This window comes from Bradyrhizobium sp. 33ap4 (assembly GCF_032654765.1).
GTDB classification, from domain to species: Bacteria; Pseudomonadota; Alphaproteobacteria; order Rhizobiales; family Xanthobacteraceae; genus Bradyrhizobium; species Bradyrhizobium australafricanum.
The window spans coordinates 28,488-47,673 of record NZ_JAUMTJ010000012.1; the positions used below are offsets into that span (position 1 = coordinate 28,488).

Genomic DNA, 19,186 nt, shown 5'->3' on the forward strand with positions numbered 1-19,186 from the left:
TGGCTGTCGAGACGAGCGGCTGCAATTTACTGCCGATCCAAAAACGAAAGCGGACCCTGCCGGGCCACCTGCTGTCTTAACTGAGAATGACGCAACCTGCCCGGTGCTGCCCGCTCTGCCAGAAGGTGCCCGCTGAGCTCGCGTTCGGTATCCGCCGCGACCTCGTCACGGCAATTTTGGATCATCCGCTTGGCATTCGCCATCGCGGCCGCCTCCGTCAATCGGGTCTTGCCGAGCTGTCCAGGCGAGTTGCGTCACTTTGAGGCGGGCCTCACGCCGGTCATCAAGCGGATCGCGCGAAAACCAGACGCACATAAAGGAATGTGTTTTTAAGCTCCTCGTCAGAGGCTTCGGGCCCGTCAGCTTTTCATCAGCAGTCACGGGTAGCAGGTAATCTCCGTTTCTTGAGTTTCCTAAAACAAATGAGGCCGCCATGGACCCGAGCAACTGCGACCCATTCTCTTCGGATCCGCGAAGTTCCCATCTGTTGGGGAGACAGCAGGCAGCTCAGGGGGCGCAACCGAACGAAGCTGCGCAAACCGATTTTGAACAGCGACTGGGTGAGGCGGCCGAAGCCGCCGTCCCTGGAGATACCCAACGGCCCACCTATCCTCAGCTATCGAAGGAAGACGAGAGCCTAATAGAGGCGGTTGAAACAGATGCTGTGCGCAGGAATCTGCAGGAGCAAACGGCTCGAAACTATGCCTTTTCCCTACGAAAACTTGGGAATGATCTTGTCTCCCGAGGCAAGACCATTTCCGGTCTCGATCAGACTTCCCTGGTTGACCACGCTTGGTTGTACTTTCCCGCCGACGAGCAAATGCGCCATGCCTTGGGGGCGCTTCACAAATACCGCGAGCCTGGGGTGGCCGATGGAGATCGACATTATGTTCCCCCTGCGGAAGACAGGAGTCTGATCGACGGCGCAGTTCAGGCAGCTGCGGCACGCCGGGGATGGGCACCGCTCACCGCGGAGAAGTATGATCGTGTTCTTCGCAGGCTGGCGAAATCGCTCGAGTCGCAGGGGCAAACGATGGCCGCGCTCGATCACAACGCGCTGCTAGCCCACGCCAAAGGGATGTTCCGTAATGACAATGAGATGGACGCCGCATTGCTGGTGCTTCGCGAGCATCGTGAGCCTGGTATCTTGGCTGCACGCCGACCTCGTGAAGATCATGCTCCCGCCGTCGAAGACAAATGCCTCATTGTGGCTGCGGCTCGTACCAGCGCGCGCCCCAAGAAGGCCATCGACGTCTACGTCAAAAATCTTCTCAGGTTTGCTGGAGCGCTCAACGCAGATAGCCAACGAATGACCAATTTGGAATATCCGGAGCTGGTCAAACTTGCAAAAGAGCGGTTTCCCGGAAACGGTAGCATTGTCAGCGGGCTGGGCATGGTTCGTGATTACCGCAACGCGGAGCGCGCTTCCGGTAGGGCCGCCCCTTGGCATGCGGAGGACGATCTGGCCGTCGCGTCACTAGACTTAAGTTTCGACCCGGAGGAGCTTTCGCGGCTACTGGAAGATCAACCGGTCCCCTCGCTGCCACTCCACAACTCAGCCGGGCTTCGGGATGCCTCGGATGATCCGGATCAGTTACGGGCTGAAAGCTTGAACACGGCAACGCTTCGGGAGATGCTCGTTTCATCTGTCGGATCCCCATCGCACAGTGTGAATCAGCCAGGTCCAGCCGTTCCGCCGCCGGTGCAAATTGTCGATCCGGTGGAGATTTGGCCGAGTATCGGTCAAGCCGGCTTCTCGCCAGTGGAAAGTTTCGACACGGCGAAGCTTTTGGAGATATTTGCTTCACCCAGACATTCGCCAACCGACAGCGTTAATCAACCAGATCCTTCGCCGCTGTGGGGCGTGGGCGGCTCGAGCTCCGGCGCACCATATGACGCGGTGCGCTCGGTGCCCGGGGTCCCCGATGCAGAGCTGGATCTCCCAACGGGCTGGCAGCACGACGACCAATGGGCGCCGCCAGACCTCAAAGAAGGAATGCGTTTGCATGACGTGCTGCCGAGCGCTTCACAGCCGGAGACGAATTTGACAATTTCGGGTGTGAACTACACGGCCATGCTGGGACCACCTGGCCTGGAGAACGAGATTTTTCTTCGCCGAACCTGAGCGGTCTCGCCTGCCGATCCGGAAATGTCGCCTACAGCCAGTCTTAGCGATGCAATTTAGCGGCACCCCGTCGGTCCATCACTGCCCTGGGAGAGGGGATAATCTGTCATGCTACCGGTCGTATCGCGGGCGGACTGATAGCTTGCGGAAGACGGCAGCAGCATCTTCGATCCTACCGCAGCAATTGGCAAAAGTCGGATTTGCGCACTGTTGACGGTACGAGGGAGCGCGTCCGGCGGCCAGGGGATTAACGTCGCTAAGGTTCTCCCGTTAATAGCTGAAAGGGGTGCCTACTCACGCATGGCGGACGGCTCGTCGCGGTGCTTGAGATGTCTCTTGCGAGTATTGTAGCTGACCAGCCAGATCACACCGACGGCGATCGGCACGCACCCTGCGGTTAGATAAGAGGGCTCTACATGAAGTCCGACATCATGCGCTCCCTTGGCAAGGTAGCCAAACAGGCTGACCACATAATATCCTATCGCCGCGACTGATAAACCCTCTACCGTGCACTGCAGCCGAAGCTGCTGCCCAGCGCGTTCATTGATAGCATGCAGCAGGTCCCGATTCTGGCGTTCGATTTCGACGTCAACGCGGGTTCGCAACAGATCAGCGGCACGCGCCAGCTTGACCGACAGGGTTGCCTCGCGATCCGCAGTCGTCTCGCAAGTTCGCATCGCAGGTGCCACCCGGCGCGCGAGGAACGACGACCAGGTCGGATAGTCCGCGATCTCGCTGCCTTCGATGATAGATAAACGGGATTGGACCAATTCGTAATAAGCTCGGCTAGCGCCGAACCGAAACAGGCTTCCGGTCGCACCTCGCTCAAACGAGGCGGCCAACGAGGTCAGTTCGGCAAGTAGATGGTTGTTGAGTTTCAATCCCTCCGCGCCCTGCATTTCTTCGAGTACCTCGCCAAGACGTCTATCGATGCGATCGACGAATGGACCGAGCTCAAGAGCTGTCGATAGACCGAGCAGCGCCAGCGGACGATATGTCTCGACTTCAAGCAGCCGCTGCACCAACGCGCCGAGATTGTGCGGCGTCAAGCCGAGGTCGCAGACAAGAATCCTGGTGAAACCATTTTGGTCAACGCGAAAATCAGAAGCCATGACACTTTCTCCGCCCTTTATGCGGGCCATAGCCAGGCTGCTCTTGTCGAAAAGTTGTTCGGCCCGTGTCAATGGGCAGGCGTCTTGCTCTACGTCCAACTTGATTGCGACCAGCAATTGTCCTTCCTGCCGCAACGCTCGCATCAGGGAGTGAACCGCGCCCGGGGCGCCCTCCGCTTGGCGATCAGCCGGACTGTTGACTATCCACGTGAAGGTGGCGAACTCGGCATGCTGTTCCCAACGAAGCGTCACAGGTCCGATATCAATCTGGTGATGTTTCGCTGAGGCCTGCGGTGAGGGAAGGTCGCGATCCCGACAAAATGCGACGAAGCCGCGGCGATCGCTTGCCGCCGCATCGCCCTTCGCAAGAAACGCGTAGTGGATCACCTTGAATGGTGGAATAAGCTGCATAAACGGACGCGCATGCACTTCGCTGAGCACGGCGTCGCGCTGCGGATGCAGCTTGAAAGTGTGAGGATCCAGTCGATCGAGCACGTGTAAGTACCTCATTTCAGAAACTGCATTTGCGCAGGCCCGCGATGTGGCGTGGTGGGTCAGCTCGAAGTCGCACCGATTCGCGCAAGCGGCGCCAAATGTCGTTGGTTGCCAGCAGACCCCGCACAAGTATCGCTTGGTATCGATGTGTTGCCGCACGCGTCGTGGAGCGTAGACTTGCCTCCAGGAATAGCGCCGGCGGCACGACCGACGTTCGCACGGTTCTTATTCTTCCGTTCGCGTGACTTCGCCAATCGCTATCGTCGGCTCCCACCGTCGATGAATGGATCAATAGCGCAATCATGACTCTCATCCTGGCGCCGCTCATCTCGTCTCGCAATTGGACGCGATGCAGGATCTGGGCCAGCACGAAACGAGCGAAAAGCTGTGCTTTTGGCAGCGATACGACCCGTTGAAAACTGTCAGAGAAAGATGTCGGACATGAAACGCGGCGACATTCAGCCGTGCCGTCCTCACGTAGGAGGTTTGCGAGAATTCGCCTCCGCGCTTTGGCCGGGAAATGCTGATAGGACGATCGGCCGCTGCCGACTGACGGCTGCGAATCCCTCTTCAGCGGTCAAGCATTCCGCGGCAATAACACTACACGCGCCGTAAGGTGACTGCCAGGCGTCGTGGCAGAGCCCGGCATGAGTTTGTCATAAACGAAGACCGGCAGTCAGCGACTGAGAGCAACACGCTAGCGCGATGCGGCCTGCACGCCTAAAGCGCTGTCGGGCGGTTCGGGGCGCAAAGGCTGCACGGCTCTCGATGGCTTGGAAGTTCCTCGATAGATCGTGAGTGCAGCGATCACGCTGAGTGCGGCTGCAAACATCAGCCAGAATCCGGGCGAAGCCTTGTCATGAGTTCGTTCAATGAGCCAAGTCGAGGCAAGTGGAGTGAAAGTACCAAACAGGGCGGCCGCGAGTGCGAAGGCCAGGGAGAAGCAGGTTGTGCGCACATGCGCAGGTACGATCTCAACCAGAGCGCCCAGCATAGTTCCGCTGTAGGTGCCAAAGTAGAAAGAGAACATCATCGCCACTGCCAACATTTTGCCGAAAGTGGGAGCGCTCACCAGCCAATTCAAAGCCGGATAGGCCGTCATCAAGGCAAGGCTAGCAATGGCGAGCAGAACTGGCTTACGGCCAATACGGTCGGAGAGGGCGCCGCCAATTGGATTCCAGATGAAGTTGGTCACGGCGACCAGGAGTGTCACCAAGAGCGCATCCTGGGTGGACAGCTTCAAGACGGTCTTGCCGAACGTGGGCGTGTAGACGGTAACGAAATAGAAGGTCGCCGTGCTCAGCATGGCCATCATCATCCCGAGGACGACGGTGCGCCAATTCGCAAGCGCAGAGGCAATGACCTCGCCTGCTGCGGGATGCTTTTTCATCGCCAGAAACTCAGGAGTTTCCTCCAGCGTTCGACGAAGGAAGAAGATGAGCGGGATGATAAGACAGCCGAGAAAGAAAGGAATTCGCCAACCCCAGGAGGCCACGGCCTCCACCGGCATCGATTCGTTCAGCAGGTAACCCGCGATCGCCGCGACAAAGATCGCGACCTGCTGGCTGGACGACTGGAACGAAGTGTAGAAACCACGATTGCCTGGGGTTGCGATCTCTGCCAGATAGACTGAAACACCGCCGACCTCGACGCCGGCGGAAAAGCCCTGGAGCAGCCGTCCGGCTAGAACGATAATGGGAGCGGCAATCCCGATTGTCGCATGGCTCGGACAGAAGGCGATAATCACGGTGCCGACTGCCATGATCGACAAGGTAATGATCAGGCCTTGGCGACGGCCAATCCTGTCAATATAGGCGCCCAGCATAATCGCGCCCACCGGACGCATTAAGGCGCCCAGCCAGAACACGCCAAACGTGTTAAGCAACGAGGCGGTTTCGCTCTCTGCGGGAAAAAAAGCGTTCCCAATGGCGGTGGCATAAAAGCCAAATAGGAAAAAGTCGAACTGCTCGAGGAAATTGCCGCTGGTCGCACGGAGGATCGCGTTAAGACGCGATTTGACAGAGGCGTGCTGAACGAACATTTGTGACACCGCGAGTTTCCTTCCCAGTCGAAGGCCGGTCGCGGCAAACCCTACGCCGGCCCAATTGCTATCAGGCCGTGACTTTGTCGTTCAAGACATTAGCGACCGACCGGAAGGCGCCTTATCTTTCGGGCATATTTTCGGCGGTCGCCACATCGGTGCATATTTTTTTAGGCTGGGTTGGCGGGAGCACGAGTGCTCCTGCGCATCAATGGCCGCAAGCTAACCTGACTTGAGATGAAGTTCAGCAAACAGCCGTGACGCCCGGCGGTTCATTTGGTCGGGTAGGAGACGGTCCTCAAGCAGTCTTTCTCGGTCTATTAGCCATGCCCCGTGGATTGGAAGCGTATCCGTTTTCGTTGTCCGTTTTCTGACCGCCGTGCAGGGTCCTGTCAGCTTCAAGACATTTGCAACGAGGAGTCTCGCGAGGGTTCTCTCAACGTGCTCCGGAACTTATGGAGCAGTGTCGGATTGGCACAGCAATTGCTGCAAGCGTGCAAGAACACAGGATGGCGAAGGAATGCACGCAGAACGAGCCGAAGCCGGCGGCAATCTCTTTGGTTTTGAGGACCACGCGCCAGGCGGCCGCCGTATTTCACCACGACTCTGCGAGCGATGAGTGGCGCGCGGGTTACTCCAGCATCGGATTGCTTGTGGATCGGAAGTCAGCGCGGCGCCGCTTCGACTGGGCGGCGCTTTTCTTCGATACACTCATGAACGGGCCAAGCCCATCAGGCAAACGCCGATACTGCGAAGATTGCGGGGGCGCCACGATTTGATGCGGCCAAAAACGTCGAACCAGCGAACTATTTGATCTCGCTGCCGCTAACCCTTGGCCCTCGCTCGAATGATCGTTCTCTCCTCATAACAGGGTCCAAATGAGGTCTTCTCAAGCATCTCAATTCAAACAAGATCAGCCCTCGCAGATATTTTGTGAGCACTTGACTGAGCAAGCACGACTTCGGTTTGGCCCGCATCCGTTCACTGCGGAGATGTCCGAAGGACAGGTTGTGAGCCTGCTGCCTGAATACCTGGCGATGTCACAGGCGTTCCCGTACCTGCAGGCGGGCTCGCAAAAGAACCTCATATTCGACGTAATGCATCGCAATCGGGACGTTACCAGGGATATTGAGCTGACCAGCGTGGTCGCAAACTTCATCTGTTGGGATGAGACCGGCGGTTATGGCCGACTTCTCCAGGGCGGTAAGGCGGCGTTACCTGAAATTCTGGCTACCGAAAGCTTCCACTCGAACCTGCTTAGAAAAGATGCGTCGCGATTACTCGGCCGAGCAATACAGCCTAACTATAGCGCCACGACGAAGCGCTACCTGCATTGCCTCTATGATGGGTTGTCATCGAAAGATCCCCTAATCCGTTGCGCCCACATGGTCGCTTTTGAGCTACATGCTGCGGAAATGATCCAGGCACTGTGGTCCACTTTGACCAGGATCTTTGATGTGCAGGCCGGCGATCTCGAATACTTCCGGAGCCATGTCGGCGGTGACGATCCCGCAGAGAAATATCACGGAGAGATGACAAGCCGGCTCGTCCGCGAGCTCGTCCCGGTCGACCGTCGTGTTCGCTTCATGGGCGAGTTCGATCAAGCCTATCGGCTCAACGTGCAGTGGTGCCGCGACCTACTTCGAATTCCCCCATCTGAGGGAGATGGCCGAGCGGAGATCGAGCATCACGGCCGTTGTCATTGTGGTTCCGTCAAGTTCCGCGTCCGGGCGCCGCGAGAGGTCTCGGTAGTTCGATGCAATTGTTCAATCTGTAGAATGTCTGGATTTCTGCACTTGCTCGTGGCTGGTGACAAGCTCAGCGTAGAGCGCGGCGAAGAATCCCTCACTACCTACCAGTTCAACAAGAATATCGCCCGGCACACGTTTTGTCGGTTTTGCGGCGTAAAGCCATTCTATAGGCCGCGATCGAACCCTTCTGGATTCAGTGTCAATGTTCGATGTTTAGATAGAAAATCCATCGAAATCACAAGAATAGACGACTTCGGTGGCGAGCAATGGGAGCAAGCGCTCAGCTCAATGCATGAAGGCAGCTTGGAATACCGTCTTGAAGATCACACCTTGGAGTGACCACGAATGCCGCGCGCAGCGAATGAAAAGCCCCGCCTGCTTTCAGAGGAACATCTGACGAAATATCGCATAGAGCTGTTGGTGAAGGGCACGGTGGTGATCGGTCCGCAGACTTTGTTCACCCAAGATGACCTGGCAAGGATCGATCAGCTGCAGACTGAGATTCCGGAGGAAGAAGTGCGGGAAGGCGATGCCGGCGACTCGCACAATGTCTTCGTAAAACGCGTGCGGGTAGACCCGCCGGGTCGCCCTCCCAGCAACGCGAATGGTGCAGCCCCGGGGCAGATTATCGAACTCCTCGAAAGAAAAGACCGCAGCTTCGCACTGAAAAAAATATTGGGAGCATCATCAGATTTTGTCATTCGCCGATGCCAAATGCATCGGATGCCTCCTGGTTCTTTTGTTGGCATCCATTTGGATGCTGCGAGCGACCCCGATTTCGAGTACTCCGTGATTGTGCAACTCGCGAAGAACTTCGAAGGGGGGGAGTTCGTGGTATATCCAAGCGCCTACGAACAGCAGGTATTCCGACCGCCATTTGGAGCCGTGCTGGTCACAACGTGTAAGCTCCGCCACGAGGTGAAACCTGTGCATACTGGTGAGCGCCGATCCCTGGTCTACTTCTGTTCAAAACGCGATGGCGTAAACCGAAGGACCATCGAAAGCACTTCTGGTGGTCTATGAGCCGGATTGGCCGAATGGCTTGACGACGGGCGAACCGCCGAGAGGATCGGTTGCGGACCGAGACCATATTTGCGGTGCGCCTCATGCTGACAACGCCTGACACCCTTCGTCGATAATGGCAACGTCAAACCCCGAATTGACGTGGCTTGGCCTAGCAATCACGGGGCGCCGAGTGTGGAAGGAAAGCACCTTCTCGGCACAGTCGGACATACAGCCGTACGAACAGGACGGCACGACTTGGTCTGCACCGTCGGCGGGACGGCGTGGCGTTCGGGACCGGAAACCGCTCGCGGCGGCTGCTTCAGGAGACACAGGGGGGCGCTTCGGTAACATTGTCATCTGAGGCAATATGGCGGGCAGTTTTCCATGGCACGCGACAGCCGCTACTGAGGACGTGTGTTCGACGTACCCATCCGATGCGGATAACTCCGGACGTGATTGCAACAGCCTCATTGCGGAGGCTGAAATCGCAAAAAGCCAACCGAGGTTGGCGAAGTCGCCCTTATTGTTGACGGCCAGCCCTTCAGTCTTGAACTCGCAGCCGCTGCCGTAACCTAACGGCGGCAAGGTTCACTAAGTCACGACGATTGGTGGAGGGGCTTGGACAGAGACTGGCTGCGCGGCTGGAAAACCCTCACAAGTTGGACGCTTGCGGCGCATCTCGTTTTAAGTTGATTGTGGTGGATCACGCCCGCGAAAGGTCCGGAATCCGCGGAATTGATCGCGGCCGTCAGCTTTTGGTCAGGGGGCCTGGGTTAGTCAGGCGCGAAGAGTGCCTGGGGAATCCCGCGGGGTCCCATCACCGATCATGCTCGGTCAGGTGATGTTTCTTGGAGGATGATCACGTGTGCGGGTGAGATAGCCGCCGAGCATGGCGATCTGCAAAGGCACACGCCGCATCGATGCGGTTGAGGTTTTCAATTCCTGCAGGCGTAAGAGCAGTCCCATCGTCCACGAGGCGCTCGGACATCAAGTGGAGCACAGGTACGATGTTGCAGACCGGATCTCGAAGCTGGATTTCGATTTCTGCAAAAAAAGCATTTGGAAACACAGGCGGACGCACTCTCTCATCCGCGATCCGCGATGGCCGTCGTTCATGAAGGCGCTGTAATGGCCCAATATGCCGTCACGGCAGACGATGCCGATTTCTATCTGTCATTCGCCGCCGAGCTCGCCGATTCGGTCAGGCCCATCGTGCTGTCCTATTTCCGCACGCCGTTGGATGTCGCCGCCAAGTCCGATGCGAGCCCGGTGACGATCGCCGATCGAGCGGTCGAGTTGCGTCTCAGGGAAAGGATCGAGGCGCGCTTTCCGGAGCATGGCATCATCGGCGAGGAGATCGGAGCCAAGCCTGGCGGCGCGTTCACCTGGATCGTCGACCCGATCGACGGCACCAGGAGCTTTATCAGCGGCTTTCCCTTGTTCGGCACGCTGATCGCGTTGACCCATCAGCAGCAGCCGTTCTGCGGCCTGATCGACGTTCCCTTTACCGGCGAGCGGTGGGTGGCGAAGCCCGGTGTGGCGCGGTTCGGCGATGGATTGGCGCGGACCAGCGCATGCGAGAGCGTCGCCGACGCGCGCTTCTACACTACATCGCCTGACATGTTCCGCAACGGCGAGATGGGGCCATTCGAGCGGCTGTCGCGAGCTGCGCGGATGCGCCGTTTCGGCGGCGATTGCTACATCTATGGCCTGCTTGCGTCGGGACACTGTGACATCGTTCTCGAAACAGGGCTTCAGCCATATGACTACATGGCGCTGGTGCCGATCGTGCAGGGCGCCGGCGGCTGCATCACCGATTGGGAGGGATGCCCGCTCTCGATTCGTTCGGAAGGGCGCGTCCTGGCGACCGCAACGCCGCGGCTTCATGCCGAAGCGCTCGCCTTGATCCAGGGATAACCAACGATCATGCCCTACAGGACAACCATCGGAGGGACAGTCGTTGGCGTTGCCGACCTCAGGGATCTGATGGCCAAGGTGACGCCCGAGCGGTCGGACGATCAGCTCGCCGGCATCGGCGCTGACGTTTCGGTCGAGCGGCTTGCGGCCAAATGGCGCTCACCGATCTGCCGCTCAAGGCCTTCCTGGCCGAGGAACTGATTCCGGCCGATACTGACGGCGCGTTCTCGAAGACCATGCGGCTGCAGGATCTGATGTTGGTCGCGTCGATGCGGAAGTGGTCACAACATTCCGCTCGACGATCGCGCTTGAGGGACGGCTTTCGACGTGCACGCGACGATGCCGTATTCGCGGAAATTATCCGCGATGGCATCTCTCTAGACTGCAAACTCCGTGCGCCATGAACGAAATTGTGCATCGATTGCCACCAGTCTTAGCGAGTGGCTACACGAGCGAGTTCGCAATCGACGCAAGAGGGTACGTTGAGATCTCGTTCAATTCATTGTCAATAGTCGGTGCTGTAGCTCGCGTGATGCGGCCCGATCGCGCGCAATTGCGAGGCATTCGACCGTGCCTGCATCCTCATCAGCAGCAAGCGGGATCACACCATCCTTGCGCTTGCGGTCGAACAGAAAGCGTTCCTTGACGAAACGGTCTTGTGCCGCTTGAAGAGAGCGTGATCGAACATTTCTGACGGATGAAATAACGTAGAATCCAGAGTAGTCGAAACCCAGCAGCCGAACGGCAATGTTGTGTAACACCGAGCCTCCACCCCACCGCCCGTTCGCCTCATTAAATAGCAGCCGCCCATCGCTCGTGAAAATGGCATCGATGTTGATCATTCCGCGGTATCCTAGGCCTCGCGCGAGCTCCGCAAATCGGTAGGCGTGCGTCTGGGCGGCCAGCCATTGTTCGTTTCTCAAATCGCTTGGCAGCTCAAGTCCCGTCCAAATGAGAGACCTTTCGGATTGGTCGCTGCTTCGACGCAGACGAATGCTTCCACTGTTGATGAAGGCGATCGAACCGTCCTCCTCGATTTCGTATTCGAGATAGAAGGGAGACCGAGCCAAGTGGTACGATTCCACGACCAGTGTCTTGCACGATGCTGTGGTCATCTCAGACCAAAGTGCTTCTGGATTAAACGACGGCCAAGAAATCTGCCTGGTATCTCGTGCCCCAGGTAATGGACCGCTGTCGTGACCGGTCAGGATAACATTTCCGACCCCGCCGGCTCCATTGTCCAACTTGACGATTACGTTGCCGGTCTCAGACCTCAGCGAGGTAATCGCCCGCAATAGATCGTCTGAGTTCGTGGCTACGCACCCGCTTGGCAACGGAAGTCCGACACTTGTAGCCAATTGACGGAAGTGGCTCTTGCGGTTCAATAGATCAGGCCCCCGCTGCAGAGCGAAGTCGCTCCCGCTCTGTGGAATACGCAGCAGTGCCGCCAAGCGCGCGACGCCTTCACTAGGATAGCAGGGATATATTCTCCAGGACGATTTCTTCCGAAGGTGGCCGTTGATTCTCTCAACAACAATATTTGACAGCAGCGTGCAATCATCAAGAACGCTGGCTGTACCGCCGCATTCAGGCACAAGAAGCGAAAGGCTCGAGGCATCGAAATCGAGCGTCGCGCCAATGAAGGACAACAAGTCCGGCCGGATGGCGACCGGTGAGATTATAAGGTCGCCCTCCTGTGCAAACCATGCTGAGCGTGAAGCCGAGTTGGCGGTAAAGGAGATTTGAGCTGCTGTCAGACCGTCCCCCGACATTTGTGACGTACCGGCATTCATGATTAGGATCCGAGGCAACGCCGATCTCCCGAGCATTTGATACGATCAGTAGACACCGCGATACGAAGAACGATGAACTCGATACGGCGCGTTGCGCAGAGGCGGTGAGCGTAAGGCGGCTTTGCGCCGCATTCCGTTGAACCAATGTGCCGCGATCCTAATGATTGTCTGCTTAAATGTTTCAATTGAACCGAAGCTCGGCATTGCGTCGAGCAGGTCTCGATCGCGTCATTCCGGGCTGACTGACCCTGGCTATTAGCGCGCGGCCTCTGCAGAACAGCGGGGGTCTTAATGGCTGTCATGGGTTACGAGCAATCGATACTGGTTTAGGTATGTCGCGCACTTGATCAGTCACCCCGTGCCGATCGACGGCAGTCGCGTGCATCTGTCCGTAATGATAGGCGCACCACGATGACTGCTTCTTGCCTGGTCTTTGATAGACTGGCTCGCCGCACATGTATGCCGATCTCGGATCGTCATCTTTGAAGCCGACAATGGCCCGGCATTGGCCTTCAATATGGTCAACTAGCAGGACCTGCTTGGCGCCGTCAGGCTCTTTCAACTTGCTGCTCCAGAATACCAGGCAATCTCTTCCGAAGTCGCAGCGGTCAGACCGAACGACGCTTGCAGCTCAAATCTCTTGAAAATCCTTGCCGCCGCATGGGCTGTCGTGCGTGCGGACGCCGTGCCAGCGCGGGAAGCTGGCGTGGATGGAGCGAAAAGCTGCTTCTTGACTGCTTTTGGTACTGTGGCCGGCCGTCAGTTTTGAGGTTTGGGAGGCAACGGTCCCCTGCAAAAAGTCGGCAGCGAGGTTTAGGTTGATCGCCTCTGATTTCACGAGTCCTCAGATTGGGCAGCCTAAGACAGCCCGTTAGTACCGCTTCTGGAATGCCGGGCCATCTGCGACTGCCTGCGAGACGTCGCAACACGATCAGGCCTCGCTGCACAGCTGTCTCAGCCGCTTGGCTCTTTGAGACGGGGATCATGATCAACCACTGTGACTTGGTTCTCATCAAGCCAGACATTCGCAATCCTTCACAATCCCGACGGCAGAAGAGACCTCGTGCCAGTTTCGAGATCGTACAACTTAACGTTACGTCTGATTCAAGCCCTTTTGCTTGCCAGTATTAGTCCGCCAATACTCTGAGGTTGGTGCGGAATGCTACGGCCTCGAGCGTATTCTGCACCGCGATCTGCGTCAGAAAGTCGCCGCATATGTTCGCAGCCGATGAGTGCCCTTGCAGGATCCATGCTTTCGCGATCCAAGGCTCCCGTCAGCGCCGCAACGGATTTCGGTCTGACCGTTGCACTATCATTGGATGATTCAGTCGCATCCGTCCCGCGCCGGCGAGACGATGCCGATTTCCGGCGGAAGTGTATGATAACGTGCGCCTGATAGTAGGGCAGCTTATTCTCCCGCGCCGTTCGAGCGAACCGCGCGAATGGGTCTTTGTCCGTAGGCGTCGCAATTCCCGCCGGTCGAGATCATTGAAGCGTCTGATAGAGGCGATAGAGGAGCCGGGCACGCGGCTCAATCGACGAGATGTAAAGCTGCTCGTAATGCGTGTGGGCACCCTTGCCGTCGACACCCAGGCCATCCAGGGTCGCAGTATGGGCCGCGGTGAAATTGCCGTCCGAGCCGCCGCCGCTAAAGACGTCGTGCAGCTTGAAGCCGAGCTCGGTGGCGATTTCCTTGGCGTGCTGATAAAGCGCCGCGCCGGCGCTGCTCTTCTCATAGGGCGGGCGGTTCAACTCGCCCGTGATCTTCACCGTGACGCCCTTGGTGCGCGACTTAATGCCGAGGATCGTCGGTACCAACTTGTGGGCGTCAGCTAGGGTTGGCACCCGCATGTCGACTTCCGCATAAGCGTCCTCGGGGATTACGTTCGGCCTGGCGCCGCCGCGGACCACACCGACGTTGACTGTGATCCCGCGCTGAAGATCGTTCATCGTCTCAAGAGCCTGGATCACATTGCCGAGTTCGCGGATTGCGCTGCAGCCATCTTCGGGACGCGCGCCGGCGTGGGCCGGCGTGCCTCTGATAAAGACGTCGAAGCGGGCGATGCCCTTGCGGCCCGTGACGATCTTGCCGCCGTCGCGCGCGGGCTCGGTCACGAGCACATATTTGGCCTTGCGGCCTTCTGCCTCGATTAACGCCCGCGAAGTCGGGCTGCCGATCTCTTCGTCGGATACGTAGATGTGGGTGATGCCCAGCGGCGGGCGAACATCATCGGCGCAAATCTGCCGAAATGCATGGTAAGCGAGATATGCGCCGCCCTTCATGTCGTAAATACCGGGTCCAAATGCCTTATCGCCCTCGACCTTGAACGGCAGGCGCTTTATGAATCCCATCGGGTGAACGGTGTCGAGATGACTCAGCACCAGGATGCCTGGCACGCCCTGGCCCCAGGACGAGCGCGCGATCAAATGATCGCCTCGATCGTCACGTCCCGCAACGCGCTCAACGGAAGCCGACAAGTCGCGATAGCCCTCCGCCACGAGATCAGCAAGTTTGTTGACCTGATCTGGCCGCTCCGTCGGAGATTCGATCTCGACCCAGCGGCGGATGCCGTCGAGTATCATCGCTGCTTCGAACGGGTTGCTGGACATTATCTGATGCCTTCCAATGCGACGTACATCACTTGTTCCACTCAATTGCGCCAGGATCCAGCGTGAACGCCCGTCAGGGCGCAGCCGTATGAAGTTGGATGTCCCTCTGGGCTTGATCTTGCCGCAGCTGATGATGCTACGCGGCTCCCCATAACGGAGCTACCAGAGCTGGTAGGTGTTGAAGCAATAGTTGATCTTGAGGGATTGTCGTGGGCTGGCGCTTTTGGGGCGAATAGTGGCTGTTGCTATTTTCGATACTTGCGAAAATTGCATTTCCATAGCGTCAATCCGCGTGCTTGCGGGCGCGTTCGACATTGATGCACGATGTCGGAATTGTGCGTCCGAAGCGAACACACATGGAGATCCGCTACTGCTCAACAGCGTCAGCCACCAGGGTGATGCGCAGGACGGTATCGCGCGGGGCGTAGCCATAGCAGGCGGAAATGAGAGCTGCCGCCACCTGTCTTGGAGGGGCGACCAACGAGAAAACGCGCCGATCTGTCCGGCAAAGAGCCTGCCCATCGCTCATGAATCGGCGAGGCGATTGCGGCCGGATGTTCCCGCGAGCCCATGCGGATGATCCGGTTGTCGGCGCCGTGCTGATGCTCTTCGCCTCTGGTCGCAGCCTGATGCTAATGTGTTTTTAAGAGGACACGCTTCTTTGCATCAAGAAGATGCTCGTCGAGCGTAGCGTGTAGCGCGCCCCGCAGCTCCGACGGAATTGAACTATCTGTGTCGATCAGTTCCCGAAATTTTCGAATGATGTGTTCGATCAGTGCTATGGAGCCGAGCGCTTCCATGTCCTGCGGGGCCGTCATCGATTATCTCCTTTGAGGCGCAGCGCGCACTTTGATGCGGCCCGAACGCAACGACGTGTTGCAGCTGGCTCCCTCGCCAAAGCGGAAGGGTACCTCTCACGCCATGATACTTGACGGGAATTGCGATAATTAGGCGGGTAGGCGCCGCATGCTCTTCGAACCGCGCGGAAGGGACGCACGTTAGCGGTTGCGATCTCTGACGTTTGTGCATGTCGTCCTTGGTCGGAGGATTGGAACATCGACAGACTCAGCGGTCACGCGTTGGAAACCGCAATCAGGTGCTTAAGTCGAGCGGCTGCTGCGCCGCGATCAAGCGATTCTCGCCCAATCGCTACGCCTTCCTGCAGCGTCGAAGCCCGGCCGGCCACGATCAATGCAGCCGCAGCCGTAAAAAGTGAGGCGTCGCGAATTCGACCTGGTGCGCCATCGAGTATGCTTTGCAGCGCGAGGTTGTCGGGATCGCCGCTATCTGGTGCCTTGCTAAGGCCGCGAGGGAATCCGACCTCCTCCGGCCTCACTTCGAAGGTGCGGACTGTACCCGCCTCAAGCGCGGAAACAAAGGTCGGCTCGGCGAGGGTTATGTCATCGAGTCCACCGGAACCATGAACCACCCACACCGACTCGACGCCAAGATTTTTCAACACGTACGCCAGAGGCTGTACCCATTCACGAGAGCAGACCCCAACAACCTGACGCTTAAGCCTGGCCGGATTCGACAGAGGGCCAATGAGGTTGAAGATAGTGTGGGTGCCAAGCGCGGTTCGGATCTGGGCTACGCGCTGCATTGCCGGATAGCGGGCCGATGCAAACGTGAAGCCGATGCCGGCATCGCGCACGCAACGCATAACGGCGTCAGGCTCAAGATCGATCTTCACGCCGATGCGCGCGAGGACGTCTGCAGTATTGCCCGAACCTAGAGACGCAGCGCAGTTGGTATGCTTTGCGACAGCAACGCCCGCTCCCGCGACGATGAAGGAGGCGCAGGTCCACACGTTGACCGCACACAAAGAGGTGTCGTTCGTGCTGGCGATATAAATGGGGTCGCATCCTGCCTCGACGGACGGCATTCTCTTCCGCATTGCGGAGGCCGCGCCGGTGATTTCTTCGACTGTTTCGCCGCGGACCCTCAAGCCCATCAGTAAGCCGCCGATCTGCGAGGGGCTTGCGCGACCCGACATCACACCGTCGAATGCGAACGCGGACTCCTCTCGACTCAGAGTGGCGCCGCTAGCAACTTTGCCAATAATCGATTTGAGCGCTTCCATCGAACTTTACACGATTCCTGTCCAGACCTCAGGCGCTCGCGCTCGACCGGGACTTTCGTTGAGGAGGCATGTCATCGGTGGTGGCGGCTTTGCGGCAGCGGCACGTTCGCGAGGAACAGACGCCTCATTGAATGAAACGAGCAGTGAAGCTGTGGGTCACTCGGCGACGCTACAACCTGACGCTACGTGAGGGTCAAGTTCTCGATTCGGCGTCGTATCAACGCGAAATCGTCGGCCGACGAACTCAATACGCGTCCAAGAATGCGGCCGTCTAAACACGAACCGAGGATCAAACGCGTACCTCGACTTAGCATAGGTTTCTATCGTTTGAGCTATAGCAACGCGGAGAGCGATTGCTCGGGCGAAACGCCGCTGCCCCCGTCAACCGCGAGCGCAAGTGCCACTCACGATCGGCCGCGCTCATTTGCTCTCAGATTGCTGGGGTGGCCTGGAGCTCCCGTTCGACCGGTGTGCTAACGGAACTGCCGCTCAGTTATCAATCCTCACTTCGAATCGCTGCTTTTGGTGCCGCTGTCGCGACCTGACACCACATATCGACACTGCCGGCTGAGGCTCGCTTGCTTTGATCTGAGGCATGAAATGATGGCGACGCGATCCGGTATGTGGTTGCTGCAATGGCGGAACACGTCCTCCATGCAAGCCTCTTTCTCCTTTTCAGTCGGCGCTTGATCGCGCGCATGCACGGGATCGGGAATTGCGGCTGTCAATATGGCAGCAAGAGCGATCGCGCCGTAGGTAGCGTTGAGGAGCGAGGCCAAAGCGATCCGTTGGCTTTCAGTCATGATATCCTTTCAAGTCGGTGAGGCTGCGATTGTCGTCCTTGCATCAGGCGAAGGAGACCTTTTAACCGGGGAGAACGCGCCGGGTGAGCAATCATCGCTGTCAGGAAGCGGCTAGATTGTCGAAGACGGTCCCAATTGTCGAGGATCGTACAATCTGACGCAGCGTGCGGTTCAAGCCTCTTAGTGGGCGCCAGCTAAAGATGTTCTGGATGATCTACACCGACGCTACGAGAGAGCGTCTCGGCTGGAAGATGGCAGGTCGTATCACTGAACGAGGGATTTGCGTGAGGCCGGGACGGCGTGAGTGTCAGCGCATAACCAGAGATGCTGCTGTCGATTGTGCCGTGGCCGTGCGCCTCGGTCTTACGTAATTGTACGGAGTTCTAGCGTCGCATTTCCTTGATCTGCGGATTGCATGCTCACCACCATGAATCCGAAAAGCAAACTCTACGAACCCGATCACTGGCGGGGCCGAGCTGAAGCAACGCGAAAGAAAGCGGAGGCACTCGCTTACGGAAGACCCAGAGATAGGCTTCTTAAGATCGCGATGGAATACGACAAGCTCGCTCGGCGGGCCCAAGACTGGCAAGCGCGCCGAACCGCCGACGATAGTTGGCCCGACTAAGAGTTGTGAGGACTCACTTCGCTTCGACGACCGGTCCCGCCGATCGGCTCGCAATTCATTATGAGGGCGATGATGCTCAGCGCCGGGCAATGCCGGTTGCTGGCTTGTATGCAGTGTGCGCAGATCTGCACAGCGTGGGTCGGGATCTCGGGGGGAGACGAGGTGGCTGTGTGGGATCTGCTAATCGCGACACAGTGGACACCGATCGCCCGATTCCTGTTGCCATTCGTGTGCGTGGTTTCGCAGAGCACTTGTCCGCCCGCAGTTGTGGATCTGGTCGGTAATAGCCGACGTCACTCCAGGCAGGATACTGATGGACTCGTGGCAGGATGTTGATGGGCTCATCGGTTTCGCCGATCCCGATATGTCATCCTCTTGCGTCTGCTATTACGTTTGCGTCGGAAGGGCCCGACGGGGTGCGAGGTAGTTGCGCTAAGTGTCGCCCTGGAGCTTGCCTAAAAACGGAGTTCAACTGTCAAACTGACGGCGCGTCTGTTCCATCCCCCGCACGATTGGATCAGTGCGGGCCCAAAAAGGCTTCGAGAAGCGCATGTGCGCCACCTTGTTCATCGTGACTGTCGCCAGTGCATCGCGTCCGTTCGCTCAAAGGAACGCTGTGGTGATCCAGTAGATACCGGCCCAGAGCAGCGCATTTAAGAGCAGCCCGACCAGCGGCCACAGGTTCCACCGCCTTTGCGCTTGCAAAGAGCCGAAATCAGCGACGTATTGCCTCATCATGGGTTGCTTTGGTGTGCGCCAATGCATCATTCACCACACGACGCGCTGGCACGCGAAGAATCGCGTTTCTTTAGAAGTCTCGTGTCAT

13 protein-coding genes and 1 pseudogene are annotated in these 19,186 nt (G+C 58.0%); 5 read left to right on the forward strand and 9 right to left on the reverse strand.

Annotated features, from left to right (window positions below; all coding sequences use genetic code 11):
* Window positions 1-433 precede the first annotated feature (433 nt).
* Window positions 434-2,125, forward strand: coding sequence for a hypothetical protein (locus Q2M23_RS11435; protein ID WP_316395607.1), 1,692 nt, complete (start codon window positions 434-436; stop codon window positions 2,123-2,125).
* Between the two features lie 290 nt (window positions 2,126-2,415).
* Here the strand turns inward: Q2M23_RS11435 and Q2M23_RS11440 are convergent, their stop codons facing one another.
* On the reverse strand, window positions 2,416-3,732 hold the full coding sequence (locus Q2M23_RS11440; RefSeq protein WP_316395609.1) for a DUF3422 domain-containing protein: 1,317 nt from the start codon (window positions 3,730-3,732) through the stop codon (window positions 2,416-2,418).
* Window positions 3,733-4,429: 697 nt separating this feature from the next.
* A complete protein-coding gene (locus Q2M23_RS11445; protein WP_316395683.1) occupies window positions 4,430-5,773 on the reverse strand; it encodes an MFS transporter in 1,344 nt (447 codons plus the stop codon).
* 1,010 nt (window positions 5,774-6,783) lie between these two features.
* Between Q2M23_RS11445 and Q2M23_RS11450 the strand changes: the two genes are divergently transcribed.
* From Q2M23_RS11450 to eutB, 4 genes and pseudogenes are all read left to right on the forward strand, one after another.
* Complete coding sequence (locus Q2M23_RS11450) at window positions 6,784-7,863, forward strand: GFA family protein (protein ID WP_316395610.1); 1,080 nt, start codon at window positions 6,784-6,786, stop codon at window positions 7,861-7,863.
* Between the two features lie 6 nt (window positions 7,864-7,869).
* Complete coding sequence (locus Q2M23_RS11455; protein ID WP_316395611.1) at window positions 7,870-8,547, forward strand: 2OG-Fe(II) oxygenase; 678 nt, start codon at window positions 7,870-7,872, stop codon at window positions 8,545-8,547.
* A gap of 1,110 nt (window positions 8,548-9,657) precedes the next feature.
* Window positions 9,658-10,446, forward strand: a complete 789-nt coding sequence (gene hisN, locus Q2M23_RS11460; protein WP_069278731.1) for a histidinol-phosphatase — start codon at window positions 9,658-9,660, stop codon at window positions 10,444-10,446.
* Between the two features lie 9 nt (window positions 10,447-10,455).
* Window positions 10,456-10,774: pseudogene (gene eutB / locus Q2M23_RS11465) on the forward strand (ethanolamine ammonia-lyase subunit EutB); the annotation flags it as partial.
* A 166-nt stretch (window positions 10,775-10,940) separates the two neighbouring features.
* On the opposite strand, the gene Q2M23_RS11470 reads toward eutB, so the two are convergent.
* From Q2M23_RS11470 to Q2M23_RS11500, 7 genes are all read right to left on the reverse strand, one after another.
* On the reverse strand, window positions 10,941-12,239 hold the full coding sequence (locus Q2M23_RS11470) for a hypothetical protein (protein WP_316395612.1): 1,299 nt from the start codon (window positions 12,237-12,239) through the stop codon (window positions 10,941-10,943).
* 298 nt (window positions 12,240-12,537) lie between these two features.
* Window positions 12,538-12,801 (reverse strand): hypothetical protein, encoded by a 264-nt coding sequence (locus Q2M23_RS11475; RefSeq protein WP_316395613.1) that lies wholly within the window; start codon window positions 12,799-12,801, stop codon window positions 12,538-12,540.
* Window positions 12,802-12,870: 69 nt separating this feature from the next.
* Window positions 12,871-13,077 carry a hypothetical protein gene (locus Q2M23_RS11480; protein WP_316395614.1) on the reverse strand — a complete coding sequence of 69 codons (207 nt, stop codon included), beginning with the start codon at window positions 13,075-13,077 and terminating at the stop codon, window positions 12,871-12,873.
* Window positions 13,078-13,724: 647 nt separating this feature from the next.
* Window positions 13,725-14,849: a M20 family metallopeptidase gene (locus tag Q2M23_RS11485; protein WP_316395615.1), complete on the reverse strand. Its 1,125-nt coding sequence runs from the start codon at window positions 14,847-14,849 to the stop codon at window positions 13,725-13,727.
* A 632-nt stretch (window positions 14,850-15,481) separates the two neighbouring features.
* Window positions 15,482-15,667, reverse strand: a complete 186-nt coding sequence (locus Q2M23_RS11490) for a hypothetical protein (RefSeq protein WP_057016764.1) — start codon at window positions 15,665-15,667, stop codon at window positions 15,482-15,484.
* A gap of 254 nt (window positions 15,668-15,921) precedes the next feature.
* On the reverse strand, window positions 15,922-16,932 hold the full coding sequence (gene trpD / locus Q2M23_RS11495; protein ID WP_316395616.1) for an anthranilate phosphoribosyltransferase: 1,011 nt from the start codon (window positions 16,930-16,932) through the stop codon (window positions 15,922-15,924).
* Window positions 16,933-17,435: 503 nt separating this feature from the next.
* Complete coding sequence (locus tag Q2M23_RS11500) at window positions 17,436-17,735, reverse strand: hypothetical protein (RefSeq protein ID WP_316395617.1); 300 nt, start codon at window positions 17,733-17,735, stop codon at window positions 17,436-17,438.
* Window positions 17,736-19,186 lie beyond the last annotated feature (1,451 nt).

Bases quoted from the DNA above. Each gene is read 5' to 3' on its own strand.
- Q2M23_RS11435 (WP_316395607.1), top strand. From the start codon at position 434: ATGGACCCGAGCAACTGCGACCCATTCTCTTCGGATCCGCGAAGTTCC.
- Q2M23_RS11445 (WP_316395683.1), bottom strand. From the start codon at position 5,773: ATGTTCGTTCAGCACGCCTCTGTCAAATCGCGTCTTAACGCGATCCTC.
- Q2M23_RS11455 (WP_316395611.1), top strand. From the start codon at position 7,870: ATGCCGCGCGCAGCGAATGAAAAGCCCCGCCTGCTTTCAGAGGAACAT.
- hisN (WP_069278731.1), top strand. From the start codon at position 9,658: ATGGCCCAATATGCCGTCACGGCAGACGATGCCGATTTCTATCTGTCA.
- Q2M23_RS11470 (WP_316395612.1), bottom strand. From the start codon at position 12,239: ATGAATGCCGGTACGTCACAAATGTCGGGGGACGGTCTGACAGCAGCT.
- Q2M23_RS11485 (WP_316395615.1), bottom strand. From the start codon at position 14,849: ATGTCCAGCAACCCGTTCGAAGCAGCGATGATACTCGACGGCATCCGC.
- Q2M23_RS11490 (WP_057016764.1), bottom strand. From the start codon at position 15,667: ATGACGGCCCCGCAGGACATGGAAGCGCTCGGCTCCATAGCACTGATC.
- trpD (WP_316395616.1), bottom strand. From the start codon at position 16,932: ATGGAAGCGCTCAAATCGATTATTGGCAAAGTTGCTAGCGGCGCCACT.
- Q2M23_RS11500 (WP_316395617.1), bottom strand. From the start codon at position 17,735: ATGACTGAAAGCCAACGGATCGCTTTGGCCTCGCTCCTCAACGCTACC.